Raw genomic sequence first — 21,048 nt, forward strand, 5'->3', positions numbered from 1 at the left:
TTAAACCCAAAATGTTAGTATTATTAGCTAAATGATAAGTGTTTCTCACGATTTTGTAAATAAACTTAAGGAATTAGGATATACAAGTCTTACTCCAATACAAAAAGTAGCCATCCCTATAATTTTAAAGGGGAAAAATACTTTAGTTATAGCACCTACAGGCTATGGAAAAACCGAGGCGGCTGTTTTTCCAGTATTTTACAAGATTTATACAGAAAATTCGGTTCCTATATCAGCATTATATATTACTCCATTAAGAGCGTTAAACAGAGATATTGAGCTAAGATTAAAGAAGATAGGAGAAAAATTAGGTATTAAGGTTAGAGTAAGACATGGTGATTCGACCGAAAGTGAACGTAGAAGAATACTTCTTGATCCTCCACAACTTCTTTTAACAACTCCTGAAACTTTACTATATCTAGTAATAAACGAAAAATATAGGAAATTATTTGAAAATTTGAAATGGATTATAATTGACGAACTTCAAGAGATGTTAGATGAAAAAAGAGGATACGAATTATTAATCGTTTTAGAACGTTTAAAAAGAATAAGCAAGAATAGAATACAGTCTATAGGCTTGTCTGCAACTATTGGAAATATAGAAATAGCAAAAAAATATTTAGGAGAAGAAGTAGAAGTAGCAAAAATTGATACCAGAAAAGATATTGATATTTCATTAATAATTCCAGAATTAAAAAAGGATTATGTTGATTTATCCATTAAGTTAGGATTAAATCCTGAGATAATAGCAAGATTCAAAAAGATAGAAGAAATCGTTAAAAACGAGAAGCCTGTTTTAATTTTTACAAATGTTAGAGAAACAACAGAGTTCCTAGCTAATGAACTTTCTAAAATAACACAGCTTAAAATTTTGACTCATCATGGCTCATTATCTCGAGAAGTAAGAGTTGAAGCCGAAAAAGACTTTAGAGAAGGCAACATTGATGCTTTAGTGGCTACGTCTAGTTTAGAGTTAGGAATAGACATAGGTAAAATTAATGTGGTATTACAATATATGTCTCCAAGACAAGTAATACGGCTTGTTCAGAGAATTGGAAGAAGCGGGCACTCTGTGAATAAACTATCTAAAGGCTATATAATGCCTTCAAATGATATATATGATATACTAGAATGTAAAGCCATTGTAGATAAATTGAAGGAAGGATATCTTGAAAAACCATTAATAGAATATAAGCCTTATGATGTAATTGCTCATGAAATAGCCGGCATGGTCCTAGAGGGATATAATAATCCTAGAGAGATATTTGATATAATAAAAGGTGTTTTCCTATTTAGTAATTTAACAGAAGAAGAATTTGCTGAAATACTTGATATATTGGAATCTGCTAAAATTATAAAAAGGGAGAAAGATAAAATATCTCCTTCTTTTAGGCTTTGGAAGTATTATTATGAAACTAATATGATACCTGACTCATTAAGAGATTACTTGGTTATAGATCATGTAACTAATTCTAAGATAGGTACTCTAGATGAAGAATTTATTTCCGCATTGGATGAAAATACAGTATTTGTTTTAGGCGGGAAACTTTGGAAAGTAGTTACTATTGAAGACGGAAAAGTATATGTTGAACAAGCACAATTAAAAAGTGGTATTTTACCTAGTTGGTTTGGAGAATCGATCCCAGTAGAAAAGGAGATTGCATTAAAGGTATACGAGTATATAAGCAGAATAGCTAAAGGTGAAGAAATAGATTTACCCAAAGATGTACTTAATAAATTAAAGGATATTGTTGATAATCAGTTGAAAAGAGGATATCCTTTGCCATCAGATAAAGAGATTTTGGTTGAAATAAATCATGACCTAATTGTAATTCACTCAGCTTTTGGAACCAGAGGAAATAATACATTAGGCGCAATTATTTCTGCTTTACTTTCTCGATTAAAAGGAATAAAAGCTAACTATAGGTCTGATTCGTATCACATAGCTATAGCAACCGTAATACCAATATATAAAGATGATATTATAAAAATTGTAAATATGATAAATTCATTACAAGAAAAAGATTTGGAGGAATTATTGAAAATAGCAATAAAAGAAAGTCCTCAATTTAAATGGAAATTATTAGTTGAAGCAGAAAGATTTGGAGTTATCGATAAAGGTAAAGATATTGATATTTCTTCTACGTTATTGAGACCATTTATAGATACTATAGTTGGAGAAGAGGCAGTTAAGGAGCTTATTGTTAAGAACTATGATTTAAGTATCTTATCAAACGAACTAAGAAAAGTAAGCTGGAAAATATTAGAAGTACCCAGTTTTTCACCTCTAGCTAAAGAATTTTTAGATAAACTTTTAGTTTTCCGTTCTAGTGAAGATAAACCAATTATGCTAGAGGTTTATAAGAGAAAACTATTATCAAAAGAGGTAAAACTTATCTGTATGGTTTGTGGATGGAATAGTAATTTTAATGTGAGTCAGGTCCCTCCCAGATGTCCAAAATGTGGTTCTGTATTTTTGACAGTTGTTGATTTACAAGATAATGAAAGTATTCAAATAGTTAAAAAAGCAATAAAAGGTGAAAAATTGAGTAAAAAAGAACTAAAAAAACTAGAGGAATTGAAAAGAATTTCGTCGTTTTATTCTTACTATAATAAATATGTAGCTATCGGTCTTTCTGCTCCTGGTGTAGGTGTTACTAATATTAGTAAAGCGTTAGAAAAATTGAGAGAAGGAGAAGATAAGTATTATGAAGCGCTTTTAGATCTAGAGAGAAGGTTTATAAGGACTCGAAAATACTGGCACTAAGTTTAAATTTTTATGAATACGTTTTTTCATTAGGTAGTAGGTATGCCTGCGATAGAAATAGGAAGAATATGTGTAAAAACAAGAGGAAGAGAAGCAGGTAAAAAATGTGTTATTGTAGACATAATAGATGAAAATTTTGTCCTAGTAACTGGTCCTAAAGATGTTAATAAAGTTAAAAGAAGAAGAGTAAATATACTTCATTTAGAACCTACAGATAAAAAGATAGATATAAATAAGGGAGCAAGTGATGATGAAGTTAAGAAAAAATTGGAAGAAGCAGGTCTTATAGAATTTATGAAACAAGATGTTAAGCCAAAAATTCCTGTGATTTAGCATGGAAATATATGATTTTATTTATAAAATAGATTCTTTTTGTAATTATAGTAATAACTGGAATATTATACAAGATTCCTATACTGATGAAAAATATGGTTACTTTGCTGATAAAAGACCCATAGAAGTTTTAATAAAAAACTCAATTATTAACGCTGATAAACCACCTGGACCTACAAGTCATGAAGTAGCTTATTGGATAAAACAAATGTTCAAGGTTTCAAAGGCAGGCCATGGGGGGACCCTAGAGCCTTGAGGGTTAAACCCTAAGGCGGGGGGACCCTAAAGTAACTGGAGTATTACCAATTGGGTTAGAGAATGCAACAAAACTAATGTCATATATTAGTTCTTCTGGGAAAGAATATGTATGCTTAATGCAAGTACATTGTGATTTTAATATAGATGAACTTAAACAACTAATTTCAAAATTTATAGGTATAATATATCAGAAACCACCCGTAAGATCCTCAGTGAAAAGAAGAACAAGAAAAAAGAAAATTTATGATATAGAGATACTTGATACGGATAAGAGATTTATTTTACTTAGGATATCCTCTGATCCTGGTACATATATGAGAAAATTATGTCATGATATTGGAGTAATATTAGGTTGTGGTGCACATATGAGAGAACTAAGGAGAATTAGATCTGGAATATTTACAGAGAAAAACTTAGTTACATTACAAGAGATTTCAGAAGCTCTTTATATGTGGAAAAACTGTAAAGACGAGAGTGATTTAAGAAAAATATTATTACCTATGGAATATGCTACTTGTGGTATGCCTAAAATATTAATTGATGATAATGCTGTTGATGCCATATCTTATGGTGCAATGCTTACAGCACCTGGAATAGTAGCTTATCAAAGGTTTAGGGTAAAGGATACTGTAGCGATATTAACACTAAAAGGAGAGCTAGTAGCTATAGGTGAAGCTGATGTAGATTCTCAGAAATTAGTAGATATGAAAAAAGGAGTAGTAGTTAAGCCTAAAAGAGTTCTTATGCCTCGTGATATATATCCTAGATCGTGGAAGAAACATGAATGAATTTGTTGTTAATGATGTAGTAAATGGTATACCTTTATCATTGATAAGTAGTTATGGCGTTTTTTCTAAAAAGAAATTAGACCTTGGTACAAGAATGTTACTAGAAAATATAGTCCTTCCAGAGGAAGGAGTTGTTGCCGATATTGGTTGTGGTTACGGTCCAATAGGGATTTATATTGCCTTAAAGAATCCCAATCTCAAAATTTATATGATAGATATTGATAAAAAGGCTGTTTATTTGGCTGAAAAAAATGTTAAGAGGTATAGATTAGAAAATAGAGTTATAGTAATAAGAAATAATATATTAGAAAATCTTGATATACAATTAAATGGAGCATACTCAAATCCTCCTCTTAAGGCCGGTAAAGAATTTATTGAAAAGTTAGCTCAGCAAAGTTATGAGAGACTTTTACATAATGGTGTTTTAGAGGTAGTTGTGTACAAAGGAGAAAAGAATGTACTCGATATATTTGGAAAGTATTTTAATGAAGTTAAAATAGTAAAAAGAGCAAAAGGTTACTCAATCATTTTAGCGGTTAAAAATTAATAGTATTAAATCATATAATTAAATTGCCGGGGTGCCCGAGTGGACTAAGGGGCTGGCCTTGAGAGCTTCAGGTTAGCCAGTGGGGATTTCCCCGCGCGGGTTCAAATCCCGCCCCCGGCGTCGTATAATATATTATTTTGAGGATAAGTCCTTGGTTAGTAGTTAGCTATTATATCATGTAGTAGTGAATTTTATACTCCTCTTTTACAATTTAAAGTTCCTTAATTCATAAAATCATGCTTCTACTTTTCATTTAATGCATCGCTATGTTGGAGTTTGTTGACTGCCTGTTAAGCTTGCAACCATTAGATAATCTCTTAATTCTCTTGTTATAAGGAAGTTCTTTCTGACATGTTCTTTTCCATTTTTTCCAAGTCTCTCTCTTATGTTTGTATTTCTCAACAAATATAATGTATAATGGGCAGCTTCTTCTGGAGTAGTTACTAGGTAGCCAGTTACATTATTGATTACTTGTAAGGGTATACCACCTGTATTACCTCCGATTACTGGTTTTTCTTTCCATAAAGCTTCACTTACTGTTAAACCAAATCCTTCCTTTATTGACTTTTGCATAACAATGGTAGCTCCTCTCTGAAAGGCATTAATTTCTAGATCACTATTTGGAGGTAACATTAAGAGTTTAATATCCTTATCACTACCAGCTGCTTGAACGGTTTCATTATATACTATTTCACCTTCTGGATCATCAGAGGCAGGGCTCCCTACATAGACTAGTTGAACATCAGTGTGTCTCTTCACTAGCTTGTAAGTTTTTATCACACCTAAAGGATCCTTTGCTCTATCAAATCTTGAGACTTGAGTTATTATTGGTCTATCCGGGTCTACATCAAATTTGTAAAGAATCCTTCTCACTGTTATTTCGGGTATTGGTCTATTTTTAATACTCAGTGGATCTATAGAGGGTGGTACAATATATTGTGGTTTTATTAGATCGTCCCTCCCAAATACCGGAGAAGAAATTATTATACTATCATATTGTTGAACATATTGTTTTAAAAAGTTCCAAACGGGTTCATAGGGGTTAGAGATATCAATATGGCATCTCCATATCCATTTTCCCTTTTTTCTGAATTTTATTAGTCCAGCAGGCTGAGGATCATGGATAAATATTATATCATAATCTAAATCTAATTCATTCCCATTAATTTCTTGCCACTTATTATAAATCTCAAATGCTCCTTTAGGAAGTTCACCAAAACCATTTTGTAATGAGTTATGAAAGGACTTTGTAACAGTAAAGAAATCTTTATCTCCTCTAATTACTTTCCAATCCGTTTCAATACCTAATTCTCTCATTAAGGGAACAAGTTTACTTAGTATTTCAGCTACTCCTCCTCCGCTAGGCGTAGAATTAACATGAAGAACTGATACTCCCTTTAGCTTTTCAGCTATCTTTACGATGCTATCTAACTCATCTTCACCAATTATTTCAGCGTACTTCTCGATCATGAGAATATCACCTCTTCAATCTTCCTTATTAAATCTTCTCTTAATTTTTCTTCATCAGTATAAGTTTGTGGATCAATAGAAGATAAGGAATCTGCCAACTCTTTTAACCCATAATTCTCCTCTATCCAGATCGAAAAATCATTTTTAGTAGTATATCCCATTACTCTTTTAAATATAAAGTGATATGCGATTGATCTCATAGAAATAGTAGCAATAATATCAATTAACTCACCTAAATTTCTAGCAACTTTTCCAGTTTTAAATATAACGGGATTACAAGAAACAAAATAAAATGGTCTAGATGCCCTTCCGCTTACCTTATTTTCTGTTAATATTTTAAGTAGATCTTCTCTTACATCTTCTACTGTTCTAGGTTCTTTTCCCTCAATATCAGATATTATCTGGGCCAGTCTTGAATCATGTATTTCATCTCTAATCCATACCGCAAAATCGTTGTGCATATCTTCTGGGATTACATGGCTTGAAAATAGAGGATGAAAGATATGATAGAATATTGAAAGCCCGTCTACTCTTTTAATCCCAGAAATTAATTCATCCACAGTATACGCCTTTATTCCAGCATACTTAGGTGGATAATAAGCTGCCTCAAATTCAAAAGGCTTTTGTGCAGGTTTATCTAATAACTCTTTGCTAATCATAGAAGTATTGTTATATACAAAACATTTAAAACTCTTGCTTTAAAAAATCAGTTTTTCCAGCGTAGATCATCGATCTTTCGACCCTCTTATCATCATCAAAAATTTTTATTCCCAATAGCAGATATATATGTTGCGGCCGTCGTCTAGTCTGGATTAGGACGCCGGCCTCCCAAGCCGGTAATCCCGGGTTCAAATCCCGGCGGCCGCACTGTGGGGTTAGGGGTATCCCCCTAACACCACCAATTCTATTTTCTTTCAATTTTATATAAGTTTCCACAACGTCAACTAAAGGACCCACGTAAGTTTCCTTTACCTCACCGTTCACTGTTTCCAATTTATAGACGTAATACAAACCTTTCCTCTCGCATATAATATAGTCGCCATATTTATAACGCGTCTTTTATTTCGTCATTTTCCTTCAAGTATTATGGTTGCCAATTTGCATTTAAAAGCTTTGGCAACTCGTAATTTTTTCCGTTAAAACACGTTGAATTGAAAGAAGACAGCAAAGATTCCGTTATTTTGTAAAAAAATTGAATTTCAGAAACTGCTATAACTGGTAAAAATTCAGTGCCTTAAGATTCCTAAATAGTGATAAAGTTTCTGTTTTACTAGCACTTTTAATTTCTTGGGTCTTGCCTTACTTAGTTTTAGTTACGTTACTTATAAATTATTAAACAGAGTGTATACTTTTCCGAATTTTTCCCCAATTGCTTAAATTTGTATTATTTGTAGGGACCTCTGGAGACCCTATCTCATCGAACCCAATTAGGGTCTCTCAATAGAGTGTCGCCAGGTCCCCATATAAAAAATAACCATTAAACCTTTAAATTCATGTATCATATATTATAATGCCGCCGTAGCTCAGCCCGGGAGAGCGCCCGGCTGAAGAGTAGATGCACGCAGTGACCGGGTTGTCCGGGGTTCAAGTCCCCGCGGCGGCACTTATTACATAAGGTGTCTCCTGTTGTATAGAGTACTTATCGTAAAAATAACTAGTATTGATAGAAGTGTAATTAATGAAGTAACTAATCATCTTTCACAACTAGGTTTTCATGTAGATGTATTGAGTCAAATAGAACATATAAACATATCTTATTTTGATTGGCAAAGATCACAATATGATGCTGAAAAAATACTAGAGTATGTTTCTTCTAAGTTTGATAAATTCCCATATGATGCAATTATAGCTATAGGAGATATAGATGCTTATGCAAGAGGTTTGAATTTTGTTTTTGGTCTTTCTACTAAAAAATTTGGTACTGTTTTTCTTGTAAGATTAAAAAATGATTTTTATAAGAAAAAATGTAATTTCGAACTATTTATAGAGAGAGTTAAAAAAGAAGTAACGCACGAATTAGGCCATACGCTAGGTTTAGGCCATTGTTCGAATCCTACATGTGTAATGAGGTTTAGTAATTCCATTGTAGAAGTAGATAACAAATCAGCATTTTTCTGTGAAGAATGTAGAGTAAAATTAAATATCAACAACAAAAGTTAAAATATAATAATTTCCTTTATTTTCTATTTTCATCTCATGATAAGTCATAGCTTTAACTACAGTTCTTCTTTCATGTTTGTTTGGGTTAAATTTTTCACCCCAAGCTTTTCCTTCAAGAGTTAAGTTTTTTTCATCGATATTCACATGAAACTTACTAAATAACATGATTTCAGAATCGTAGTACACCAATAAACTCTCAATCCATCTATATAATAAATTCTCCAAATCATATCCATCTATTTTAACTTCTCTCATTTCTCTGGGTTCAACTTTACTTGTGTCAGTCATAACTTCAAAAACAGCTACTGCTGCATTTTCAAATGCCTCATTTAAATTTCTTCCGTAAGCTCGTATACCTATATCAGCAGTGTGTTCAAAGAACTCAAATTTTTGCATAAAAATATAAAGGCTAGTAGGAATTTATTTTTAATTGATGTGTAATGGGTGGAAGACAAAGAACAACTCTATTTATGACAAAAGAAGTAAAAAAAGAAGCTAAAAAAGGAGTTACTACGCAACAAACTTCTCAAAAATAAATCTTATTCCAAGTAGTATTGCCAAAGATAAGATAATTCCTGTAATTAAATATTCTATATTTTTTGTATAATAGTATACTATTGCTGAGTTAATTAATACGAGGAATGATACTACTTCATAGCTTTTCATCTTTATCACACTATATCAATTAAAAATGGTACTCTACTTCCATAACCTCCTATTGTATTTCCTAAACCAATGCTTAGCCCGCTCAATAATATGATATAACTTGTGGGTGCGAGTAGATTAGCTATAAAAATCTCTGGGATTTCATATTGTAATACTATTGAGATGTTAGGAGACGATGATAGATGAATATTAAGAATATTCAAGTCCAGCTGTGTAAGGAAAATAGGCAAATATGGTAATCCTATATAGAATATTATTGAAGATGCTATAAATGAGGCACCTATAGCTCTACCTACCCTAAACGGTATTGCCATTAATAATATTCCCATGGCTATAAATAATCCAGAATATTGATATATCATTTGAGAGATTATAGTGAGAAATTCAATAAATGATGTAGCCATAGACAAGAGAAAAGTAAATAGCATAAAAGGTGCAAAAGTACCAGAAACATACTGCGTAGCGTTAACAATTGCCTCTATAATCTCATATTGGATAATATCATAATTCTCCACTGCATATAACCACTGAAAATAAGAACTCCATGACGCACCTAGTAGACTTAATAATTGTTGCATAAGGCTTAGAACAACTGTGTATATTGTAATCCACACTATAATATAAATAGAGTCTGTTATCATTCTTGGACCCCATTTCTTTACACCGTATATTGGTATAGGTAAGGCATAGAATAATGCTCCTAATGAGTAAGTGAGTGACGCTAGGATTTGAGCATAAAATAGGAAATCAAATATATTCCACATTTTTTACACCTGTGATGCTATATAAGATATGAAATAGAATATAGTACTGCCTATAGCTAAAAAGAAAGCTGCGATTATTGCATCTTCTATGAGGTCTTGTCCTCCTCTCTTAATTCTGAAAATTGGAATTGGGGATCCTCGTAAGGCCCATCCTACAGCCCAAGCTAATACAAATATACTCCATGCCACTTCAGTTATAGTACTATTTAGATTCTCAATGAAACTTAAGAGCGTCATTTTTGTTCAATTATATTGCTCTGTTAATAACAAGAGAGAGATTAATGAATATTTTTTGCTAACATAAAATTGAGGTATGCTTCTATTATTTTACTGATTTCCTCTGGTTGTAAATTATCTGTATTTATAACTAAATCAAAAACAGATAAATCGGATAAATCAATACCATAATAAACTAAAAATCTTCTAGAATGACTTTCTTCTCTTTCAATAATTTGTTCTATTGCTTTAGTAAAAGGAATATTATCACGTTTTGCAATTCGACTAGCTCTGGTTTCTAGGCTAGCATTTAAATACACTGTAATATCAGCTATATCTTTTAATAACCAACCTCCTATATGAGATTCAATAATAATATTCTTTTCAGTAGATGCTATTCTAAAAATTTCTCTATCAATTTTCTTATCTATTTCAAAATTTTCTTCAGCTTTTTTATTAAGTTCTAATAAGCTTAATCCCTCTTTTTCAGCTAATTCTCTAAATATATGCCCTGCAGAAATATATTTCAAGGATAGATTCTTGGACAAGATTTTAGCTACTGTAGACTTTCCACTACCTGGAGGGCCGCTTATAACAATAATCATGAACTTCCTCTCAAAGTTTGCTTGATTAAGGTCTCAAGGCATTTATGACAAATATGACCTCCATATATTCTTTCTGGTCTTTTTTCAGTTTTAGAATACTTATATAATGAATTTGTCTTTACACCTTGAAGAGGTTTTTTACATATAGCACAAACTGCCCTATTATTTTTTCTTCTTTCATAATGTACTGTTGATTCTCCAGAGGGCAATTTTGTATGAATTTTTCTATAAGATGTAGAACGATAATGAGGATTAGGCATATATAAAAATTTGAGTAAAGGTTTTAAATAGTCTTCGGTCTCCTTAACGATAGTGGAGTAAATAATAAAAAAGACAATATATAGATAAATAAATTACTTATTATATATTTTCCATGATATGTTACGGTTAACGGAATACTGTAAGGAAAATAAACGGGTACATTTACAAAATCTAGAATAATGAATAGTCCTACCATGTAGACAAAAATAAGAGTTAATGATTGAATAAACATATAATTTCTTAGTTTACCTGTATAATAATCAACCTCCTTTGATATTTTTTTTAAGGTTTTATCTCTTCTTTTAGGAGAAGAAATTTTAACTACTCTATCCTCATATTCCTTTATCTTCTCTATTGTAATATTCATCTTATTTAACAAATAAAATCTATACTCTAGATACATAAGAAAATTAAGTAAGAAAGAAATACCAATTATGTAAAAAATACCTAAATTCATGAAAATTCACAGCATGGAGTTAATTATGTCGTTTGCTGCAATAGAAGGATCTCCTTCTACGTTTATTACGATTTTTACTGTAGCACCCACTAATACCGCAGATGCCATAGCTGCATATCTGGCGAAATTAATTGTCTCAGAAATTATTCTCTCATCGCTATAATCACTTCTACTTCTTGAAGTATCTCTCCTTTGCCTATCTAGAATGACTTTTGGATCAGCTTCCAATAAGAATATAACTCTTGGATTAATTTCTTCTATTACATACTTAGGTAATCCGGGTAAATAACCCGATGGAGTCCTTATAACTGCGTGTGTGTCAATAAAGAGTAAACCATCGCCACCTTCTTTAGCCTCATTCGCTATTCCTCTCGCTGCCTCAATTTGAAGTTGTTTTTGTTTCTCTACTGGAAGTTTTCTCATTTCATCTCTGTTATTTACATATCCTAATTTCATTGCGGTCATTAACATATAATCTCCATAGTTAACAATCTTATTATTTATCTTTTTTTCTTCTAGTATTTCTTTTACTTTAGACAGAACAGTAGTTTTTCCCACACCAGGTATTCCAGTTACAATTCCAATTTTCATTTTACTCACCGATTATTCTCTTTAATAGTGGGTACATTTCTAACGTTCTCTCATAAGCTAATAAATTATAGTACTGAATAGCTATGGTTACTGCTAGCAAAATTCCTACACCAGTTCCATATACTCCTAGAAAAGTTGCTAACACAGCGATTACTCCTACTATAAGAGAACTATAGAAACCTAACGGATATATATACCTAGCCAATATTCCTTCTATTACTTTAGGACTATTTCTCATTCCTGGTATTTCCATTCCAGCTTCAACCATTTGTTGTGCTTGTGTCGCTGGATCAAGACCAGCGACATCGATCCAAAGAATACCGAATATAATGGATAATACAATAAACACAACTGCATAGATTGCTGCCCCTATTGGATCAACTACTAAAGCGAACACACTATGTGGGACATTAGCTGGAGGGAAGAAAAACGCATTTGCAATATCTGTTAAGACTGTAGAGGCAGGAGATGATATATAGGAAGCTAATGATGCAAATAATTGGAAATCAGCACCTAAAACACTTACAAATATTACTGGGATACTACTAACATATAAGAAGTTTAATGGAATTGTAGTCTTTATCCCTCTTAATCGTTGTGTAGTTACTGGGATTTGTATATTTATGTTAGTTAGGTATATTATTAATATAATTAGTCCAATGGTAGAAATAAGTCCAACTAGATCTGGTTGAAATGGTGTAGTTGTGCTCGTATTTACTATTAATGATAGTATGTTCTTTCCACTTACTATATCAGATATTAACACGGGGAAGAAACCTACTGGTAAGTTTTGATTACTAACTGCTGCAATACCAAACATATCCCAAAACATAATTTTAGTTACACCAGCTAGTATAAACAGACTTATTCCAGATCCTAGTCCCCATCCTTTTTGAATCATTTCATCTAGAAGTAAAATTATATATGTGGCAACAATTAATTGTACAGTTACAATAGCTGATAGTTCAATATTACCAGCAGTTCTTGTAAACACGTAACCAAATAAGGCAGATTCTACTAGAATGAAAACGAAAGCTAATCCTTTTTCTGCTTCAGTAAATCTAGCTTGATCTTCTTCTTTAGCTAAATCCATTTGAATTAGTTTTGAACCTACTAATATTTGCATGATTAAACCAGAAGTAATGATAGGACCTATTCCTAGTTGAGCTAATGTACCTTGAGTTGAGGCAAAAATAATTTCTTCAGCCAAAAAATTGCTTAAGAACGAATTTGCTGAGGTAACTCCATAAAGTGGTATTGACGCCATTACTAGATAAACAATAACAGCTATAAACGACCAAAGTAGTTTAGTTGCCAAAGAAGGTCTATCTTTAGGTTTAGTTACAGCTGGTAAGTATTCTCCTAGTGTAGCAAGAAAATCAACAAAACCCATACTACTCTAAAAAAGCCTATTCACTTGTGGTTAATATAATTTGTCCTCCTAATTCCTTAACTTTTTCAATTGCTTTTTTACTCGCCATATTCACCTTAATTACTAGTGGTATTTTTAGTCCAGATGAGCCTATAAGCTTATCATATCTATATTCAGTTAAATCAATTACTTTCTTTCCATTCTCATCCTTTATTTTTATTTCGCCTTTTTCAATAAGTTCTTGAAGCTTTCTCATTGTAATAGCATTATATATTTTAGTTGTAGGATTAACAAATCCATGCTTTCCATACCATCCTTCTCCATATTTTACTAACCATGACCATTTCTCCTTATGCATTCCAATTTGCCTACTTCCTTGTGCACCTCTATCTCTATGTTGTCCTTTTGTTCCCCAACCATGAGTCCTATATCCTCTATATTTTCTGCTTTTCTTTTCTTTTCTTACAGTCATTTATACCATCCTCTTAATTAGTTCATTAATTTTTTCTCCTCTATAACCAAATTCACCTTTAACACCAAAAGGTCTATTTATTTTTCCTTTAAAACCACCACTTGGTGGGTGAAGTCGTATAGGCAATTTAAAATAATCATCAAGTTTATGCAGTTTTATTTCTCCGTCCATAATCTTCTTTACAAATAAATTATAACTTTCTATTTTTAGTTGACTTTTAAGTATGTCATCTGTTATTTTAAGATTACCTATTTTAGTATGTAATCTAGTTAGAAGTAATTTAAGTCCTTCTTCATTTAGTTCTCCCCATGTTATGTAAGGTTCAGCTATTTTTAACATTCCTCTAATGGATGGCGAATCTTCATACACCATCGCATTAAATCTTCTTGGTAATCTTAGCATTTTCAATGTATCCTGGATATACCAGGGAGTGTCTGCATATCCTCTTATTCTAATAATTCCTAAAAGTCTAGTCATATTACTTCCTCCTCATCCAATCCACTGGAGTAACAAACTTATATGTATTATAAAGTGCATTATATCCAGCCTTTATAAAGTTCTCTGTAGTATATGTAGATCCTCTAGTTAAAGACCATGCATCTTTAATTCCTGCATAAGTCAATAAAGTTTTTAGAGCTGGACCAACTACAAGCCCAGTACCTTTTGGAGCTGGCATTAGTAAAACCTCAACACTTCCAGCCTTTCCATAGACTTTAAAAGGTAAACTATGAGCTTCGCCACAGGTACACTCCCAACTTCCACATCCTCTTCTAACTGGGATTATGTTCATTTTAGCATTCTTTATAGCTTTTTGGATAGCTACTCTTAGTTGTTTAGCCTTGCCAGTACCATAACTGACATAACCATCCATATTTCCCATTATGATTAAAACCTTGTACTTAGATATTTCACCAGCGTCAGTTTGCTTTTGCACTATCTTTATGTCCATTACTTCGTATTTCAATTTAGGTAATAACACGTCCACTATTTCTGGCTCTGTTATTGGATAATTTTTCTCAAAGATTTCTTTCATAGATGTTATTTTTCCTTCTTTAACTAACTGACCTACTTTTGTTCTAGGTTTCCATTCTTCTGGGTTAATTACAGGAACCTCTTCTGCCATTATGCTCCACCAGATTTAATTTTATTTAATATCTCTTCAAAGTGTGAAGGAAGATCTTTAGGATGCAATCCCCTTTCTAAATACTTAGAAAATAATCTCTTGAATAATTCAGGATTTTCAGCTTCTAATTTCTGGGCATAAGATGCTATATGAACTCCTTTTATTCTATCCTCTTTTATACCCAGATCTCCTACTGGGATGCTGAGACCAGCGTCAATAGCCCCTTTAATAGCTGTAAATATCCTACTACCTTTTACAGGCACGAAAAGTCCAATGTCAGCCACAGCTTCTTTTATACCAGCCTTTAAGGCCCTAACACCTAATAAGTATCCAGTTAAATAGGCAGCAGGTGTGTTGTTCAGATCTCCTTTCCAGCCAAATTTCTTAGCAAGCTCCATAGAATGTGCTGCAGCTACAATAACATCTCCTTTTGGATTAAACTTAGCAATTTGTGCTATTACGTATTTGTTCGTTAATCTTACTACTAACCTTGTGGTGTTGTTTATAACATATGTATATCTCTTATAATAATTAGTTTTTCCTTCTCTTCTTCTCCTATACTTTACTCTATAATTAGGACCATGTGCCATATTTCACTCCACCTTCACGCCTAATTGTTTAAGATAATTTTTTACATCAGAGAGATTCCTAAAAGAGTTTCCTTTAGCTTTTCTATATGCTAATCTATATGTTTTCTTATCTATAACATCATTATCTCTGAGCCATTTCAAGTATGTTCTTATTTTTCTAATCTTTAGAACCCATTGCTCTTTCTTACCTCTTCTTGCTCCAGCTGGTCCTTTTCTACTTCCACTCTTCCTTTTTTCTCCTCTTTTTCTCCTTTTTTCTTTCTTTTCTTTTAGTCTCCCACTACTAATACCTTTCTTTTTCTCTATAATAATTTTTCCTTCTTTTATTAATTTTCTAATCTCATCTCTAGTTATAGCTGAGGCTATATCATCTAAGTAATTTGTATTAAATTTCACATTATTTTCCCCAACATTAGTAAGCTCTGCTGCAAGTCTTCTTTGAAGAGCAAACTCTGGCATCTAACTCTCACCCATTGGCTATTTTTAATCCCATTTTTTTAGCCTCTTCAACTAATTCTAATTTCTTTTTTAAACCTATCGTTGATGAGAAGACCACTATTACTTTATCTTTCATTTGTGATGCTTTTTCCAAGTCTTTCTTATTATTAACATAGAATGGAATTAAACCCGAGGGATGTAAACCTCTAATTTCCCTTGGTGATCTGAAGCCTATTTTTACTTTTGGCTGATATCCTTTTAGTTCTAATCTTACTGGATTGTCTATACCTTTAGGCTTTCTCCATGTCTCTTGTCTGCCTATTCTATAAAACTTATCCCAATCATATCTTAGAAACTTAATTTTCTTCTCTCTAACTTTCTTTATTTTTTCTTTGATTTTCCTAATGTTAATCTGTTTGTTCACTTCCAATCACCTCTTTTTTATAAATATAAATGCCATCTGCAAAAACTCTTCTATCATAACCAGTAATTTTTGATGCAAGTTCTATGTTAGCCGCGGTCTGTCCTACTTTTTCAATATCTTGACCTTCTACAATGATATCCTCTCCTTTTACATTCACTTTTACACCAGCCATTATTTTTGCTCTTCTAATATTTTTCTCTCCAATTAAGTTTTGAATTTGGACTTCGTTGCCAGAAACTTTAACCGTAACTGGGAAATGCGTGTAAATAATTTTTAAGTAATATCTATAGCCTTTAGTAACACCAGTAAACATGTTTTCTATATGCGCAATTATGGAGTAAAACTGAGCTTTTTTTCTTCTATCAGCAAAAGTAGTCTCTACAACTATTTTATTATCTTCTTTTCTTATTTCTATGCCGCTAATATGACTAAAGTCTTTTTCTATTTCTCCTTTAGGCCCCTTAACTTTTATCTTCATTCCTTCAATATTTACATTAATGCCTTGTGGAATTTCTATTTCCTCATATAGATGAACTGCCTTCATGTTTTCACCTCAATAAACATAACCTAAAGCCACTCCACCAATTCTTTCTCTAATGGCATCTTTATGAGTCATGACACCTTTATTTGTAGAAATTATTAGAACACCAATTTCCTTTGATGGTAAGTATCGTCTTACATAGTCTGGCAAAGTTAGCAAATCTTTATATTTAAGAGGATATCGTGGTGCTATTGGCCCGCATTTGTTTATTCTGCCCAAAAGTTGTACAACTATTTTTCCCGATCTACCATCATCTATAAACTCAAATTCCCCTATATATCCCTCTTTTTGCATTGCTCTTAATACATTAATAATAAGTTTTGAAGCAGGCATAATTATAGCTTGCTTATTTCTTCTCATCTCATTATTGTAGATTGTTGTTAATGCATTTGCTAAAGGATTTAGATTAACCATAATTATTCACCTCGTTTTCTTAAATCCCATTTCATAAGCTACTTCTCTAAAACACTGTCTACATAAGTATAATCCATATTTTTGAATAACAGAATCTCTACTACCGCACCTTCTACAAACTTGTACTCCTCTTCCATATTTTCTCTCAGCTGGAGGCTTATATTTACCCATTTCTCTCACCCTTCTACAATAGTTACATTAAAGTTTTGCTTAAGGAATTCCATTGCTTCTTCTTTACTAACTGTTCTATGTCTTTTTGGAATATGAGCTTTTTTTCTTCTTCTTCTTGCTACTCTAAATCCTGGTCTTACTAAAGTTATAGCGACATCCATTCCAAATATTCCTATCTCTGGATCATATCTAGTACCTGGTATAAGAACATGTTCAGCAATTCCGAAACTTACATTGCCATACTCATCAAAACTGGATGCTTTTATTCTGTGACCTACAGCAGCTAATACTTTATTAAGAAATTCTTCAGCTTTTTTACCCCTCAATGTTACCTTAACTCCTATAGGTGCTCCTTTTCTAACTCCAAATTCTCTAATTGTTCTCTTTGCAATAGTATAAACTGGCTTTACTCCAGTAAGTTCTTGAAGAAGTTGATATGCTTTTTGTAATCTTTCTCCAGCTTCTCCTACACCGATATTGACAGTAACTTTCTCTAGTCGTAGTTTTCTCATGGGATTAACTGTTTGGGTTTCTGCCATCATCTCACCCCTACATTAGGATCGATTTCGCTATCACCTATAACCATAACATTTTGTAAATTAGTTTGTACAGATTCTCCATTTTTCTGTTCAATAGTAACAATACTGTATTTCCTTTTCTTATATTTAGCATATTGAATAGTTTTTATTACTCCATGTAATCCTACGTTTCTACCACCAATAATTATAGCATACTTTCCTTCACTTAGCTCATAACTTTTAATTATGCTTTGTGAAGGAATTTCAATTTTTAGTGTTGTTAAAGTAGGATAGTTCATTTCTGGTACTTTTTCTTTCGGAATTAGAATATTTCTTCCATCTTCTAAATTCAATTGTATATTTCCATTTTTATTAGTTGTTTTATTTACTATTCTAACAAATTTATATTTTGCATCTTCTTTACTAATTTTTACTGGCATTAAGTATTTTATGTTATCTGGAACAATCCTAAAGTACAAATCTGAGGAAGGAATTGAAATAACATCCATTAATCCTACAGGAAACTTATAATCTTTTCTAACTCTTCCATCAACCATAATCTTTCCTTCAACAACTAACCTCTTCGCTTCTCTTGTTGTTTCGGCAACATTTAGGTAATGTTTCAATAATAAGGCTAAGGGAATACTTTCTGATAATTTATGAGGACCTGGATTAGCTCTTATTGTCCACTTATATTCTTTTTTACTTAAATTTAAGAACCAAGGAGCTTCAAATCTTGTTATGTGGGCCAATTCATTTCGCCTCCGTAGTTTGTTCTTTCTTCTTTAAATATTCTTCTCTTGCTTTTCTTTTCCTTTCTATGATTTCTTTCCTTTTTGCATCAGATAGGTCTAATTTAGTAATTATTACTTTTGAAGCGTGAATCCATCTATAAACTGGGGTTCCATCAGCTTTTTTTCTTGTTAATCCTTCAATAGCTATCCTTCCAGTTTTTCTATTAACCTCTACTACTTTTCCTTCAAAATTTAGTACATCTTTGTCTCCTCTCATAACTTTAACAGTGTCTCCTTTTCTAATTGCTAATCTCTTTATGCCATATTGTTGTTGTAGTTCCTTAGATAATTTTGCTGTCAATAATTTATGCCTTTGATGTTTGGGTAAATTATAGAGTAGTAATCTTTGTTTTGATGGTTTATGAGAGACCAATTAAATCACCATTGTCGCAATACTTGCAACTTTAGGCCATCTTTCTGCAGCTTCTTTTGCAATCGGTCCTCTTATCTCAGTACCTTTAGGTGTTCCATCGGGGTTTACTATTACTACTGCATTATCTTCAAAAGCAATCCATGTTCCATCTGGTCTTCTAAATGGCATTCTTTGTCTAACTATTACAGCTTTAAATTTCTGTTTTCTAACTTCTGGAGTACCTTTTCTAACTGAAACCATCACTAAATCAGCTATATTCGCAAAAGGTATTCTTCTTAATACTCCTTTGTAGCCATAAATACCTATAATCACAGCTTCTTTAGCACCACTATTATCTGCAACAGTTACTGTAGTATAATGTTGTAATCCGGGTGTGAGTCCTTTTCTACTACCTAAAACCTGGAGTTTTTCAGGCATCTTATTCACCTCTTACCTATAACCACAAATGAAACTGATTTAGCAATAGGTCTACATTCAGCAATTATAACGTTATCTCCTTCTTTAACATCTAAACATGGAGGTATGTGAACATGGATTCTGCTTCTTCTTCTTTCATATCTCTTATACTTTGTATCATAGAATAAATAATCCCTTTCTACTACACCTGTTTTTTCGGCTCTATATCTTATTAGTCTTCCCTCTAGTATTATTCCTCTCACTCTTAGGGTTCCATGAAATGGACAATTTATGTCATCACAAGTTTTAGAGGGCGGATTTACTCCTTCAATTCCTATATTTTTTACTAAGGCACCTTTTTTACCCATTATAACCACCTTTTTTCTATTCTACCAACAAGTTTAGGACCAGGTAAAACAACTTTCCTATTTTCAGAATATATTTCAAAAATTCCATTACTTTTTAATACACGAATTATTTTATTTTGTGTCTGAATTAAAAAAGTTTTTTTAGTTTCAAATAAAATAATCCCTTCTCTACCTATTAAAGAAGGATCAGAATGACCTAAAACTTTAATTTTACTACCTATTAAATCAATCATTTTTTACTCTCCTTCTTTTTATTTTCTATTTCTTTATTTATAATTGAAAGTAATGTTAATATCCTAGCTATATCTTTTCTTAAATTCCTGATGGAAGCAGTATTCTTTAGAGTCCCCATTCTAGCTTCAACTTTCCTTTTTAATAATTCTTGTTGTAAATCATTTAGTTTTCCTTGCAATTCTTTTTTCTTCTCTAGTAATTGTTCCACAGTTTGGTTATTAATCTCTTTTATATCGTAACCTAATATTTCCTTACTTTTCATTTCTGTTCACCACTTTTCTGAGACTCTTCAATGAAACTTACATTAGTCACAGTTACCATATTCTCGCCGGGTCCTTTAGGTTGTTCTCTTAGTTCAATCTTATCAACACTTTTCATTGGTTTTGTGATTAATATTTCGACTCCATATACACCTGGTTTTAACATAGCTATTGCAACAGCTCTATCCACAATCTTATCCAGGAAAGCACCACTCTTATAAACAACTCCTTCTTTAAGTTTTTCGTACTTAGCTCTTTCAGAAGTAAGCTTTCCACTAATAATTACTTCTGCTCCTAATGCACCAGCATTCATAATTCTTCTTATGGTTATGAAAGCAGCTCTCCTAAAATGATAACCTTTTTCTAGTGCTATTGCTAGTCTAAAAGCCATAACCCTTGCATTTAACTCTGGATTTTCTACGCTAGTAACAGTTATTTGAGGATTATCTAGACCAAAATACCTCTCTAACATTTGAGCTAATTGTTTAATAGTTTTACCACCTTTTCCTATTATGAGGGCTGGTCTTCCAGCATAAATGATAACTCTTGTGCCTATTGGTGTTTTAACTATTTCTACACCAGCATATTCAGCATTGTAAAATTGTTTAGCTAAATATTCATCCACCATTACTTTTGTCATAGATCTTTGAAGGAAATATTTCTTTACTAAAACCATA

Annotated in this window: 34 protein-coding genes, 3 tRNA genes and 1 pseudogene; 9 read left to right on the plus strand and 29 right to left on the minus strand. The window is 32.2% G+C overall.

Going from position 1 to position 21,048, the window contains the following annotated elements; all coding sequences use genetic code 11:
* Window positions 1-31 precede the first annotated feature (31 nt).
* The 6 genes from D1869_RS01695 (at window position 32) to D1869_RS01720 (ending at window position 4,813) form a co-directional block, all read left to right on the plus strand.
* On the plus strand, window positions 32-2,767 hold the full coding sequence (locus D1869_RS01695) for a DEAD/DEAH box helicase (protein WP_156013653.1): 2,736 nt from the start codon (window positions 32-34) through the stop codon (window positions 2,765-2,767).
* A gap of 42 nt (window positions 2,768-2,809) precedes the next feature.
* Window positions 2,810-3,100, plus strand: coding sequence for a 50S ribosomal protein L14e (locus D1869_RS01700; RefSeq protein ID WP_010978366.1), 291 nt, complete (start codon window positions 2,810-2,812; stop codon window positions 3,098-3,100).
* A gap of 1 nt (window position 3,101) precedes the next feature.
* Window positions 3,102-3,356 (plus strand): tRNA pseudouridine synthase A, encoded by a 255-nt coding sequence (locus D1869_RS01705; RefSeq protein WP_156013654.1) that lies wholly within the window; start codon window positions 3,102-3,104, stop codon window positions 3,354-3,356.
* A 76-nt stretch (window positions 3,357-3,432) separates the two neighbouring features.
* The gene (locus tag D1869_RS01710) at window positions 3,433-4,146 is read left to right on the plus strand and encodes an RNA-guided pseudouridylation complex pseudouridine synthase subunit Cbf5 (RefSeq protein WP_156013655.1); all 714 of its coding nucleotides are present in this window, start codon (window positions 3,433-3,435) and stop codon (window positions 4,144-4,146) included.
* Complete coding sequence (locus D1869_RS01715; protein WP_156013656.1) at window positions 4,139-4,693, plus strand: class I SAM-dependent methyltransferase; 555 nt, start codon at window positions 4,139-4,141, stop codon at window positions 4,691-4,693. The genes D1869_RS01710 and D1869_RS01715 overlap by 8 nt, the downstream gene beginning before the upstream one ends.
* 25 nt (window positions 4,694-4,718) lie before the next feature.
* A tRNA-Ser gene (locus D1869_RS01720) sits at window positions 4,719-4,813 on the plus strand.
* Window positions 4,814-4,957: 144 nt separating this feature from the next.
* On the opposite strand, the gene D1869_RS01725 is transcribed toward D1869_RS01720, so the two are convergent.
* Window positions 4,958-6,163, minus strand: a complete 1,206-nt coding sequence (locus D1869_RS01725; RefSeq protein WP_156013657.1) for a glycosyltransferase — start codon at window positions 6,161-6,163, stop codon at window positions 4,958-4,960.
* The gene (locus tag D1869_RS01730) at window positions 6,160-6,822 is read right to left on the minus strand and encodes a DUF5752 family protein (protein WP_156013658.1); all 663 of its coding nucleotides are present in this window, start codon (window positions 6,820-6,822) and stop codon (window positions 6,160-6,162) included. Before D1869_RS01730 ends, D1869_RS01725 begins: the two co-directional genes overlap by 4 nt.
* Window positions 6,823-6,954: 132 nt before the next feature.
* Between D1869_RS01730 and D1869_RS01735 the strand changes: the two genes are divergently transcribed.
* Window positions 6,955-7,030 (plus strand) — tRNA-Gly (locus D1869_RS01735).
* 33 nt (window positions 7,031-7,063) lie between these two features.
* Here the strand turns inward: D1869_RS01735 and D1869_RS15270 are convergent.
* A pseudogene (locus tag D1869_RS15270) lies at window positions 7,064-7,174 on the minus strand (putative integrase); the annotation flags it as partial.
* Between the two features lie 501 nt (window positions 7,175-7,675).
* On the opposite strand from D1869_RS15270, the gene D1869_RS01745 reads away from it, so the two are divergent.
* Both D1869_RS01745 and D1869_RS01750 read left to right on the plus strand, forming a co-directional pair.
* A tRNA-Phe gene (locus D1869_RS01745) sits at window positions 7,676-7,766 on the plus strand.
* Window positions 7,767-7,789: 23 nt separating this feature from the next.
* Window positions 7,790-8,323 carry an archaemetzincin family Zn-dependent metalloprotease gene (locus D1869_RS01750; protein ID WP_156013659.1) on the plus strand — a complete coding sequence of 178 codons (534 nt, stop codon included), beginning with the start codon at window positions 7,790-7,792 and terminating at the stop codon, window positions 8,321-8,323.
* Here the strand turns inward: D1869_RS01750 and D1869_RS01755 are convergent.
* The 26 genes from D1869_RS01755 to D1869_RS01875 all read right to left on the minus strand — a co-directional run bounded on the left by D1869_RS01755 (window position 8,300) and on the right by D1869_RS01875 (window position 21,047).
* The gene (locus D1869_RS01755; protein ID WP_156013660.1) at window positions 8,300-8,719 is read right to left on the minus strand and encodes an archease; all 420 of its coding nucleotides are present in this window, start codon (window positions 8,717-8,719) and stop codon (window positions 8,300-8,302) included. The genes D1869_RS01750 and D1869_RS01755 overlap by 24 nt on opposite strands.
* A gap of 114 nt (window positions 8,720-8,833) precedes the next feature.
* The gene (gene cedA2 / locus D1869_RS15095) at window positions 8,834-8,989 is read right to left on the minus strand and encodes a Ced DNA import system-associated protein CedA2 (protein ID WP_184650950.1); all 156 of its coding nucleotides are present in this window, start codon (window positions 8,987-8,989) and stop codon (window positions 8,834-8,836) included.
* A 5-nt stretch (window positions 8,990-8,994) separates the two neighbouring features.
* A complete protein-coding gene (gene cedA / locus D1869_RS01760; RefSeq protein ID WP_156013661.1) occupies window positions 8,995-9,753 on the minus strand; it encodes a DNA import protein CedA in 759 nt (252 codons plus the stop codon).
* 3 nt (window positions 9,754-9,756) lie between these two features.
* Complete coding sequence (gene cedA1, locus D1869_RS01765; protein WP_052846299.1) at window positions 9,757-9,990, minus strand: DNA import protein CedA1; 234 nt, start codon at window positions 9,988-9,990, stop codon at window positions 9,757-9,759.
* A gap of 41 nt (window positions 9,991-10,031) precedes the next feature.
* On the minus strand, window positions 10,032-10,574 hold the full coding sequence (gene cmk / locus D1869_RS01770) for a (d)CMP kinase (protein WP_156013662.1): 543 nt from the start codon (window positions 10,572-10,574) through the stop codon (window positions 10,032-10,034).
* Window positions 10,571-10,834 carry a 50S ribosomal protein L34e gene (locus D1869_RS01775; RefSeq protein ID WP_156013663.1) on the minus strand — a complete coding sequence of 88 codons (264 nt, stop codon included), beginning with the start codon at window positions 10,832-10,834 and terminating at the stop codon, window positions 10,571-10,573. The genes cmk and D1869_RS01775 overlap by 4 nt, the downstream gene beginning before the upstream one ends.
* A 23-nt stretch (window positions 10,835-10,857) precedes the next feature.
* Window positions 10,858-11,292 (minus strand): hypothetical protein, encoded by a 435-nt coding sequence (locus D1869_RS01780; RefSeq protein ID WP_156013664.1) that lies wholly within the window; start codon window positions 11,290-11,292, stop codon window positions 10,858-10,860.
* 6 nt (window positions 11,293-11,298) lie between these two features.
* Window positions 11,299-11,883: an adenylate kinase gene (locus D1869_RS01785; protein WP_156013665.1), complete on the minus strand. Its 585-nt coding sequence runs from the start codon at window positions 11,881-11,883 to the stop codon at window positions 11,299-11,301.
* 1 nt (window position 11,884) lies between these two features.
* Complete coding sequence (gene secY, locus D1869_RS01790) at window positions 11,885-13,276, minus strand: preprotein translocase subunit SecY (RefSeq protein WP_156013666.1); 1,392 nt, start codon at window positions 13,274-13,276, stop codon at window positions 11,885-11,887.
* Between the two features lie 16 nt (window positions 13,277-13,292).
* Window positions 13,293-13,727, minus strand: a complete 435-nt coding sequence (locus D1869_RS01795; protein WP_156013667.1) for an uL15 family ribosomal protein — start codon at window positions 13,725-13,727, stop codon at window positions 13,293-13,295.
* Window positions 13,728-14,204 carry a 50S ribosomal protein L30 gene (locus D1869_RS01800; protein ID WP_156013668.1) on the minus strand — a complete coding sequence of 159 codons (477 nt, stop codon included), beginning with the start codon at window positions 14,202-14,204 and terminating at the stop codon, window positions 13,728-13,730.
* Between the two features lies 1 nt (window position 14,205).
* Window positions 14,206-14,850 carry a 30S ribosomal protein S5 gene (locus D1869_RS01805; RefSeq protein ID WP_156013669.1) on the minus strand — a complete coding sequence of 215 codons (645 nt, stop codon included), beginning with the start codon at window positions 14,848-14,850 and terminating at the stop codon, window positions 14,206-14,208.
* Complete coding sequence (locus D1869_RS01810; RefSeq protein WP_156013670.1) at window positions 14,850-15,440, minus strand: 50S ribosomal protein L18; 591 nt, start codon at window positions 15,438-15,440, stop codon at window positions 14,850-14,852. Before D1869_RS01810 ends, D1869_RS01805 begins: the two co-directional genes overlap by 1 nt.
* A 3-nt stretch (window positions 15,441-15,443) precedes the next feature.
* Entirely contained in the window at window positions 15,444-15,899 is a 456-nt protein-coding gene (locus tag D1869_RS01815; RefSeq protein ID WP_010978385.1) for a 50S ribosomal protein L19e, read from the minus strand.
* 7 nt (window positions 15,900-15,906) lie between these two features.
* A complete protein-coding gene (locus tag D1869_RS01820; RefSeq protein ID WP_156013671.1) occupies window positions 15,907-16,302 on the minus strand; it encodes a 50S ribosomal protein L32e in 396 nt (131 codons plus the stop codon).
* Window positions 16,286-16,846, minus strand: a complete 561-nt coding sequence (locus D1869_RS01825; protein ID WP_156013672.1) for a 50S ribosomal protein L6 — start codon at window positions 16,844-16,846, stop codon at window positions 16,286-16,288. Before D1869_RS01825 ends, D1869_RS01820 begins: the two co-directional genes overlap by 17 nt.
* A 9-nt stretch (window positions 16,847-16,855) precedes the next feature.
* Window positions 16,856-17,257: a 30S ribosomal protein S8 gene (locus D1869_RS01830; protein WP_010978388.1), complete on the minus strand. Its 402-nt coding sequence runs from the start codon at window positions 17,255-17,257 to the stop codon at window positions 16,856-16,858.
* Window positions 17,258-17,263: 6 nt separating this feature from the next.
* Window positions 17,264-17,428: a 30S ribosomal protein S14 gene (locus tag D1869_RS01835; RefSeq protein ID WP_010978389.1), complete on the minus strand. Its 165-nt coding sequence runs from the start codon at window positions 17,426-17,428 to the stop codon at window positions 17,264-17,266.
* 5 nt (window positions 17,429-17,433) lie between these two features.
* On the minus strand, window positions 17,434-17,970 hold the full coding sequence (locus tag D1869_RS01840; protein ID WP_010978390.1) for a 50S ribosomal protein L5: 537 nt from the start codon (window positions 17,968-17,970) through the stop codon (window positions 17,434-17,436).
* Complete coding sequence (locus D1869_RS01845; protein ID WP_156013674.1) at window positions 17,967-18,698, minus strand: 30S ribosomal protein S4e; 732 nt, start codon at window positions 18,696-18,698, stop codon at window positions 17,967-17,969. Before D1869_RS01845 ends, D1869_RS01840 begins: the two co-directional genes overlap by 4 nt.
* Before the next feature lies 1 nt (window position 18,699).
* The gene (gene rplX / locus D1869_RS01850) at window positions 18,700-19,113 is read right to left on the minus strand and encodes a 50S ribosomal protein L24 (protein WP_052846306.1); all 414 of its coding nucleotides are present in this window, start codon (window positions 19,111-19,113) and stop codon (window positions 18,700-18,702) included.
* Complete coding sequence (locus D1869_RS01855; protein WP_052846308.1) at window positions 19,114-19,530, minus strand: 50S ribosomal protein L14; 417 nt, start codon at window positions 19,528-19,530, stop codon at window positions 19,114-19,116.
* Between the two features lie 5 nt (window positions 19,531-19,535).
* Complete coding sequence (locus tag D1869_RS01860; protein WP_156013675.1) at window positions 19,536-19,877, minus strand: 30S ribosomal protein S17; 342 nt, start codon at window positions 19,875-19,877, stop codon at window positions 19,536-19,538.
* Window positions 19,877-20,110, minus strand: coding sequence for a ribonuclease P protein subunit (locus tag D1869_RS01865; protein ID WP_156013676.1), 234 nt, complete (start codon window positions 20,108-20,110; stop codon window positions 19,877-19,879). The genes D1869_RS01860 and D1869_RS01865 overlap by 1 nt, the downstream gene beginning before the upstream one ends.
* A complete protein-coding gene (rpmC, locus tag D1869_RS01870) occupies window positions 20,107-20,373 on the minus strand; it encodes a 50S ribosomal protein L29 (protein WP_156013677.1) in 267 nt (88 codons plus the stop codon). Before rpmC ends, D1869_RS01865 begins: the two co-directional genes overlap by 4 nt.
* On the minus strand, window positions 20,370-21,047 hold the full coding sequence (locus D1869_RS01875; RefSeq protein WP_010978396.1) for a 30S ribosomal protein S3: 678 nt from the start codon (window positions 21,045-21,047) through the stop codon (window positions 20,370-20,372). The genes rpmC and D1869_RS01875 overlap by 4 nt, the downstream gene beginning before the upstream one ends.
* Window position 21,048 lies beyond the last annotated feature (1 nt).

This window comes from Sulfurisphaera ohwakuensis, assembly GCF_009729055.1.
GTDB lineage: Archaea > Thermoproteota > Thermoprotei_A > Sulfolobales > Sulfolobaceae > Sulfurisphaera > Sulfurisphaera ohwakuensis.

What these genes read in the sequence shown, in the direction of transcription:
- D1869_RS01695 (WP_156013653.1), top strand. Translation starts at nt 32, where the DNA reads ATGATAAGTGTTTCTCACGATTTTGTAAATAAACTTAAGGAATTAGGA.
- D1869_RS01700 (WP_010978366.1), top strand. Translation starts at nt 2,810, where the DNA reads ATGCCTGCGATAGAAATAGGAAGAATATGTGTAAAAACAAGAGGAAGA.
- D1869_RS01705 (WP_156013654.1), top strand. Translation starts at nt 3,102, where the DNA reads ATGGAAATATATGATTTTATTTATAAAATAGATTCTTTTTGTAATTAT.
- D1869_RS01710 (WP_156013655.1), top strand. Translation starts at nt 3,433, where the DNA reads ATGTCATATATTAGTTCTTCTGGGAAAGAATATGTATGCTTAATGCAA.
- D1869_RS01715 (WP_156013656.1), top strand. Translation starts at nt 4,139, where the DNA reads ATGAATGAATTTGTTGTTAATGATGTAGTAAATGGTATACCTTTATCA.
- D1869_RS01725 (WP_156013657.1), bottom strand. Translation starts at nt 6,163, where the DNA reads ATGATCGAGAAGTACGCTGAAATAATTGGTGAAGATGAGTTAGATAGC.
- D1869_RS01730 (WP_156013658.1), bottom strand. Translation starts at nt 6,822, where the DNA reads ATGATTAGCAAAGAGTTATTAGATAAACCTGCACAAAAGCCTTTTGAA.
- D1869_RS01755 (WP_156013660.1), bottom strand. Translation starts at nt 8,719, where the DNA reads ATGCAAAAATTTGAGTTCTTTGAACACACTGCTGATATAGGTATACGA.
- cedA2 (WP_184650950.1), bottom strand. Translation starts at nt 8,989, where the DNA reads ATGAAAAGCTATGAAGTAGTATCATTCCTCGTATTAATTAACTCAGCA.
- cedA (WP_156013661.1), bottom strand. Translation starts at nt 9,753, where the DNA reads ATGTGGAATATATTTGATTTCCTATTTTATGCTCAAATCCTAGCGTCA.
- cedA1 (WP_052846299.1), bottom strand. Translation starts at nt 9,990, where the DNA reads ATGACGCTCTTAAGTTTCATTGAGAATCTAAATAGTACTATAACTGAA.
- cmk (WP_156013662.1), bottom strand. Translation starts at nt 10,574, where the DNA reads ATGATTATTGTTATAAGCGGCCCTCCAGGTAGTGGAAAGTCTACAGTA.
- D1869_RS01775 (WP_156013663.1), bottom strand. Translation starts at nt 10,834, where the DNA reads ATGCCTAATCCTCATTATCGTTCTACATCTTATAGAAAAATTCATACA.
- D1869_RS01780 (WP_156013664.1), bottom strand. Translation starts at nt 11,292, where the DNA reads ATGAATTTAGGTATTTTTTACATAATTGGTATTTCTTTCTTACTTAAT.
- D1869_RS01785 (WP_156013665.1), bottom strand. Translation starts at nt 11,883, where the DNA reads ATGAAAATTGGAATTGTAACTGGAATACCTGGTGTGGGAAAAACTACT.
- secY (WP_156013666.1), bottom strand. Translation starts at nt 13,276, where the DNA reads ATGGGTTTTGTTGATTTTCTTGCTACACTAGGAGAATACTTACCAGCT.
- D1869_RS01795 (WP_156013667.1), bottom strand. Translation starts at nt 13,727, where the DNA reads ATGACTGTAAGAAAAGAAAAGAAAAGCAGAAAATATAGAGGATATAGG.
- D1869_RS01800 (WP_156013668.1), bottom strand. Translation starts at nt 14,204, where the DNA reads ATGACTAGACTTTTAGGAATTATTAGAATAAGAGGATATGCAGACACT.
- D1869_RS01805 (WP_156013669.1), bottom strand. Translation starts at nt 14,850, where the DNA reads ATGGCAGAAGAGGTTCCTGTAATTAACCCAGAAGAATGGAAACCTAGA.
- D1869_RS01810 (WP_156013670.1), bottom strand. Translation starts at nt 15,440, where the DNA reads ATGGCACATGGTCCTAATTATAGAGTAAAGTATAGGAGAAGAAGAGAA.
- D1869_RS01815 (WP_010978385.1), bottom strand. Translation starts at nt 15,899, where the DNA reads ATGCCAGAGTTTGCTCTTCAAAGAAGACTTGCAGCAGAGCTTACTAAT.
- D1869_RS01825 (WP_156013672.1), bottom strand. Translation starts at nt 16,846, where the DNA reads ATGAAGGCAGTTCATCTATATGAGGAAATAGAAATTCCACAAGGCATT.
- D1869_RS01830 (WP_010978388.1), bottom strand. Translation starts at nt 17,257, where the DNA reads ATGGTTAATCTAAATCCTTTAGCAAATGCATTAACAACAATCTACAAT.
- D1869_RS01835 (WP_010978389.1), bottom strand. Translation starts at nt 17,428, where the DNA reads ATGGGTAAATATAAGCCTCCAGCTGAGAGAAAATATGGAAGAGGAGTA.
- D1869_RS01840 (WP_010978390.1), bottom strand. Translation starts at nt 17,970, where the DNA reads ATGATGGCAGAAACCCAAACAGTTAATCCCATGAGAAAACTACGACTA.
- D1869_RS01855 (WP_052846308.1), bottom strand. Translation starts at nt 19,530, where the DNA reads ATGCCTGAAAAACTCCAGGTTTTAGGTAGTAGAAAAGGACTCACACCC.
- D1869_RS01860 (WP_156013675.1), bottom strand. Translation starts at nt 19,877, where the DNA reads ATGGGTAAAAAAGGTGCCTTAGTAAAAAATATAGGAATTGAAGGAGTA.
- D1869_RS01865 (WP_156013676.1), bottom strand. Translation starts at nt 20,110, where the DNA reads ATGATTGATTTAATAGGTAGTAAAATTAAAGTTTTAGGTCATTCTGAT.
- rpmC (WP_156013677.1), bottom strand. Translation starts at nt 20,373, where the DNA reads ATGAAAAGTAAGGAAATATTAGGTTACGATATAAAAGAGATTAATAAC.
- D1869_RS01875 (WP_010978396.1), bottom strand. Translation starts at nt 21,047, where the DNA reads ATGGTTTTAGTAAAGAAATATTTCCTTCAAAGATCTATGACAAAAGTA.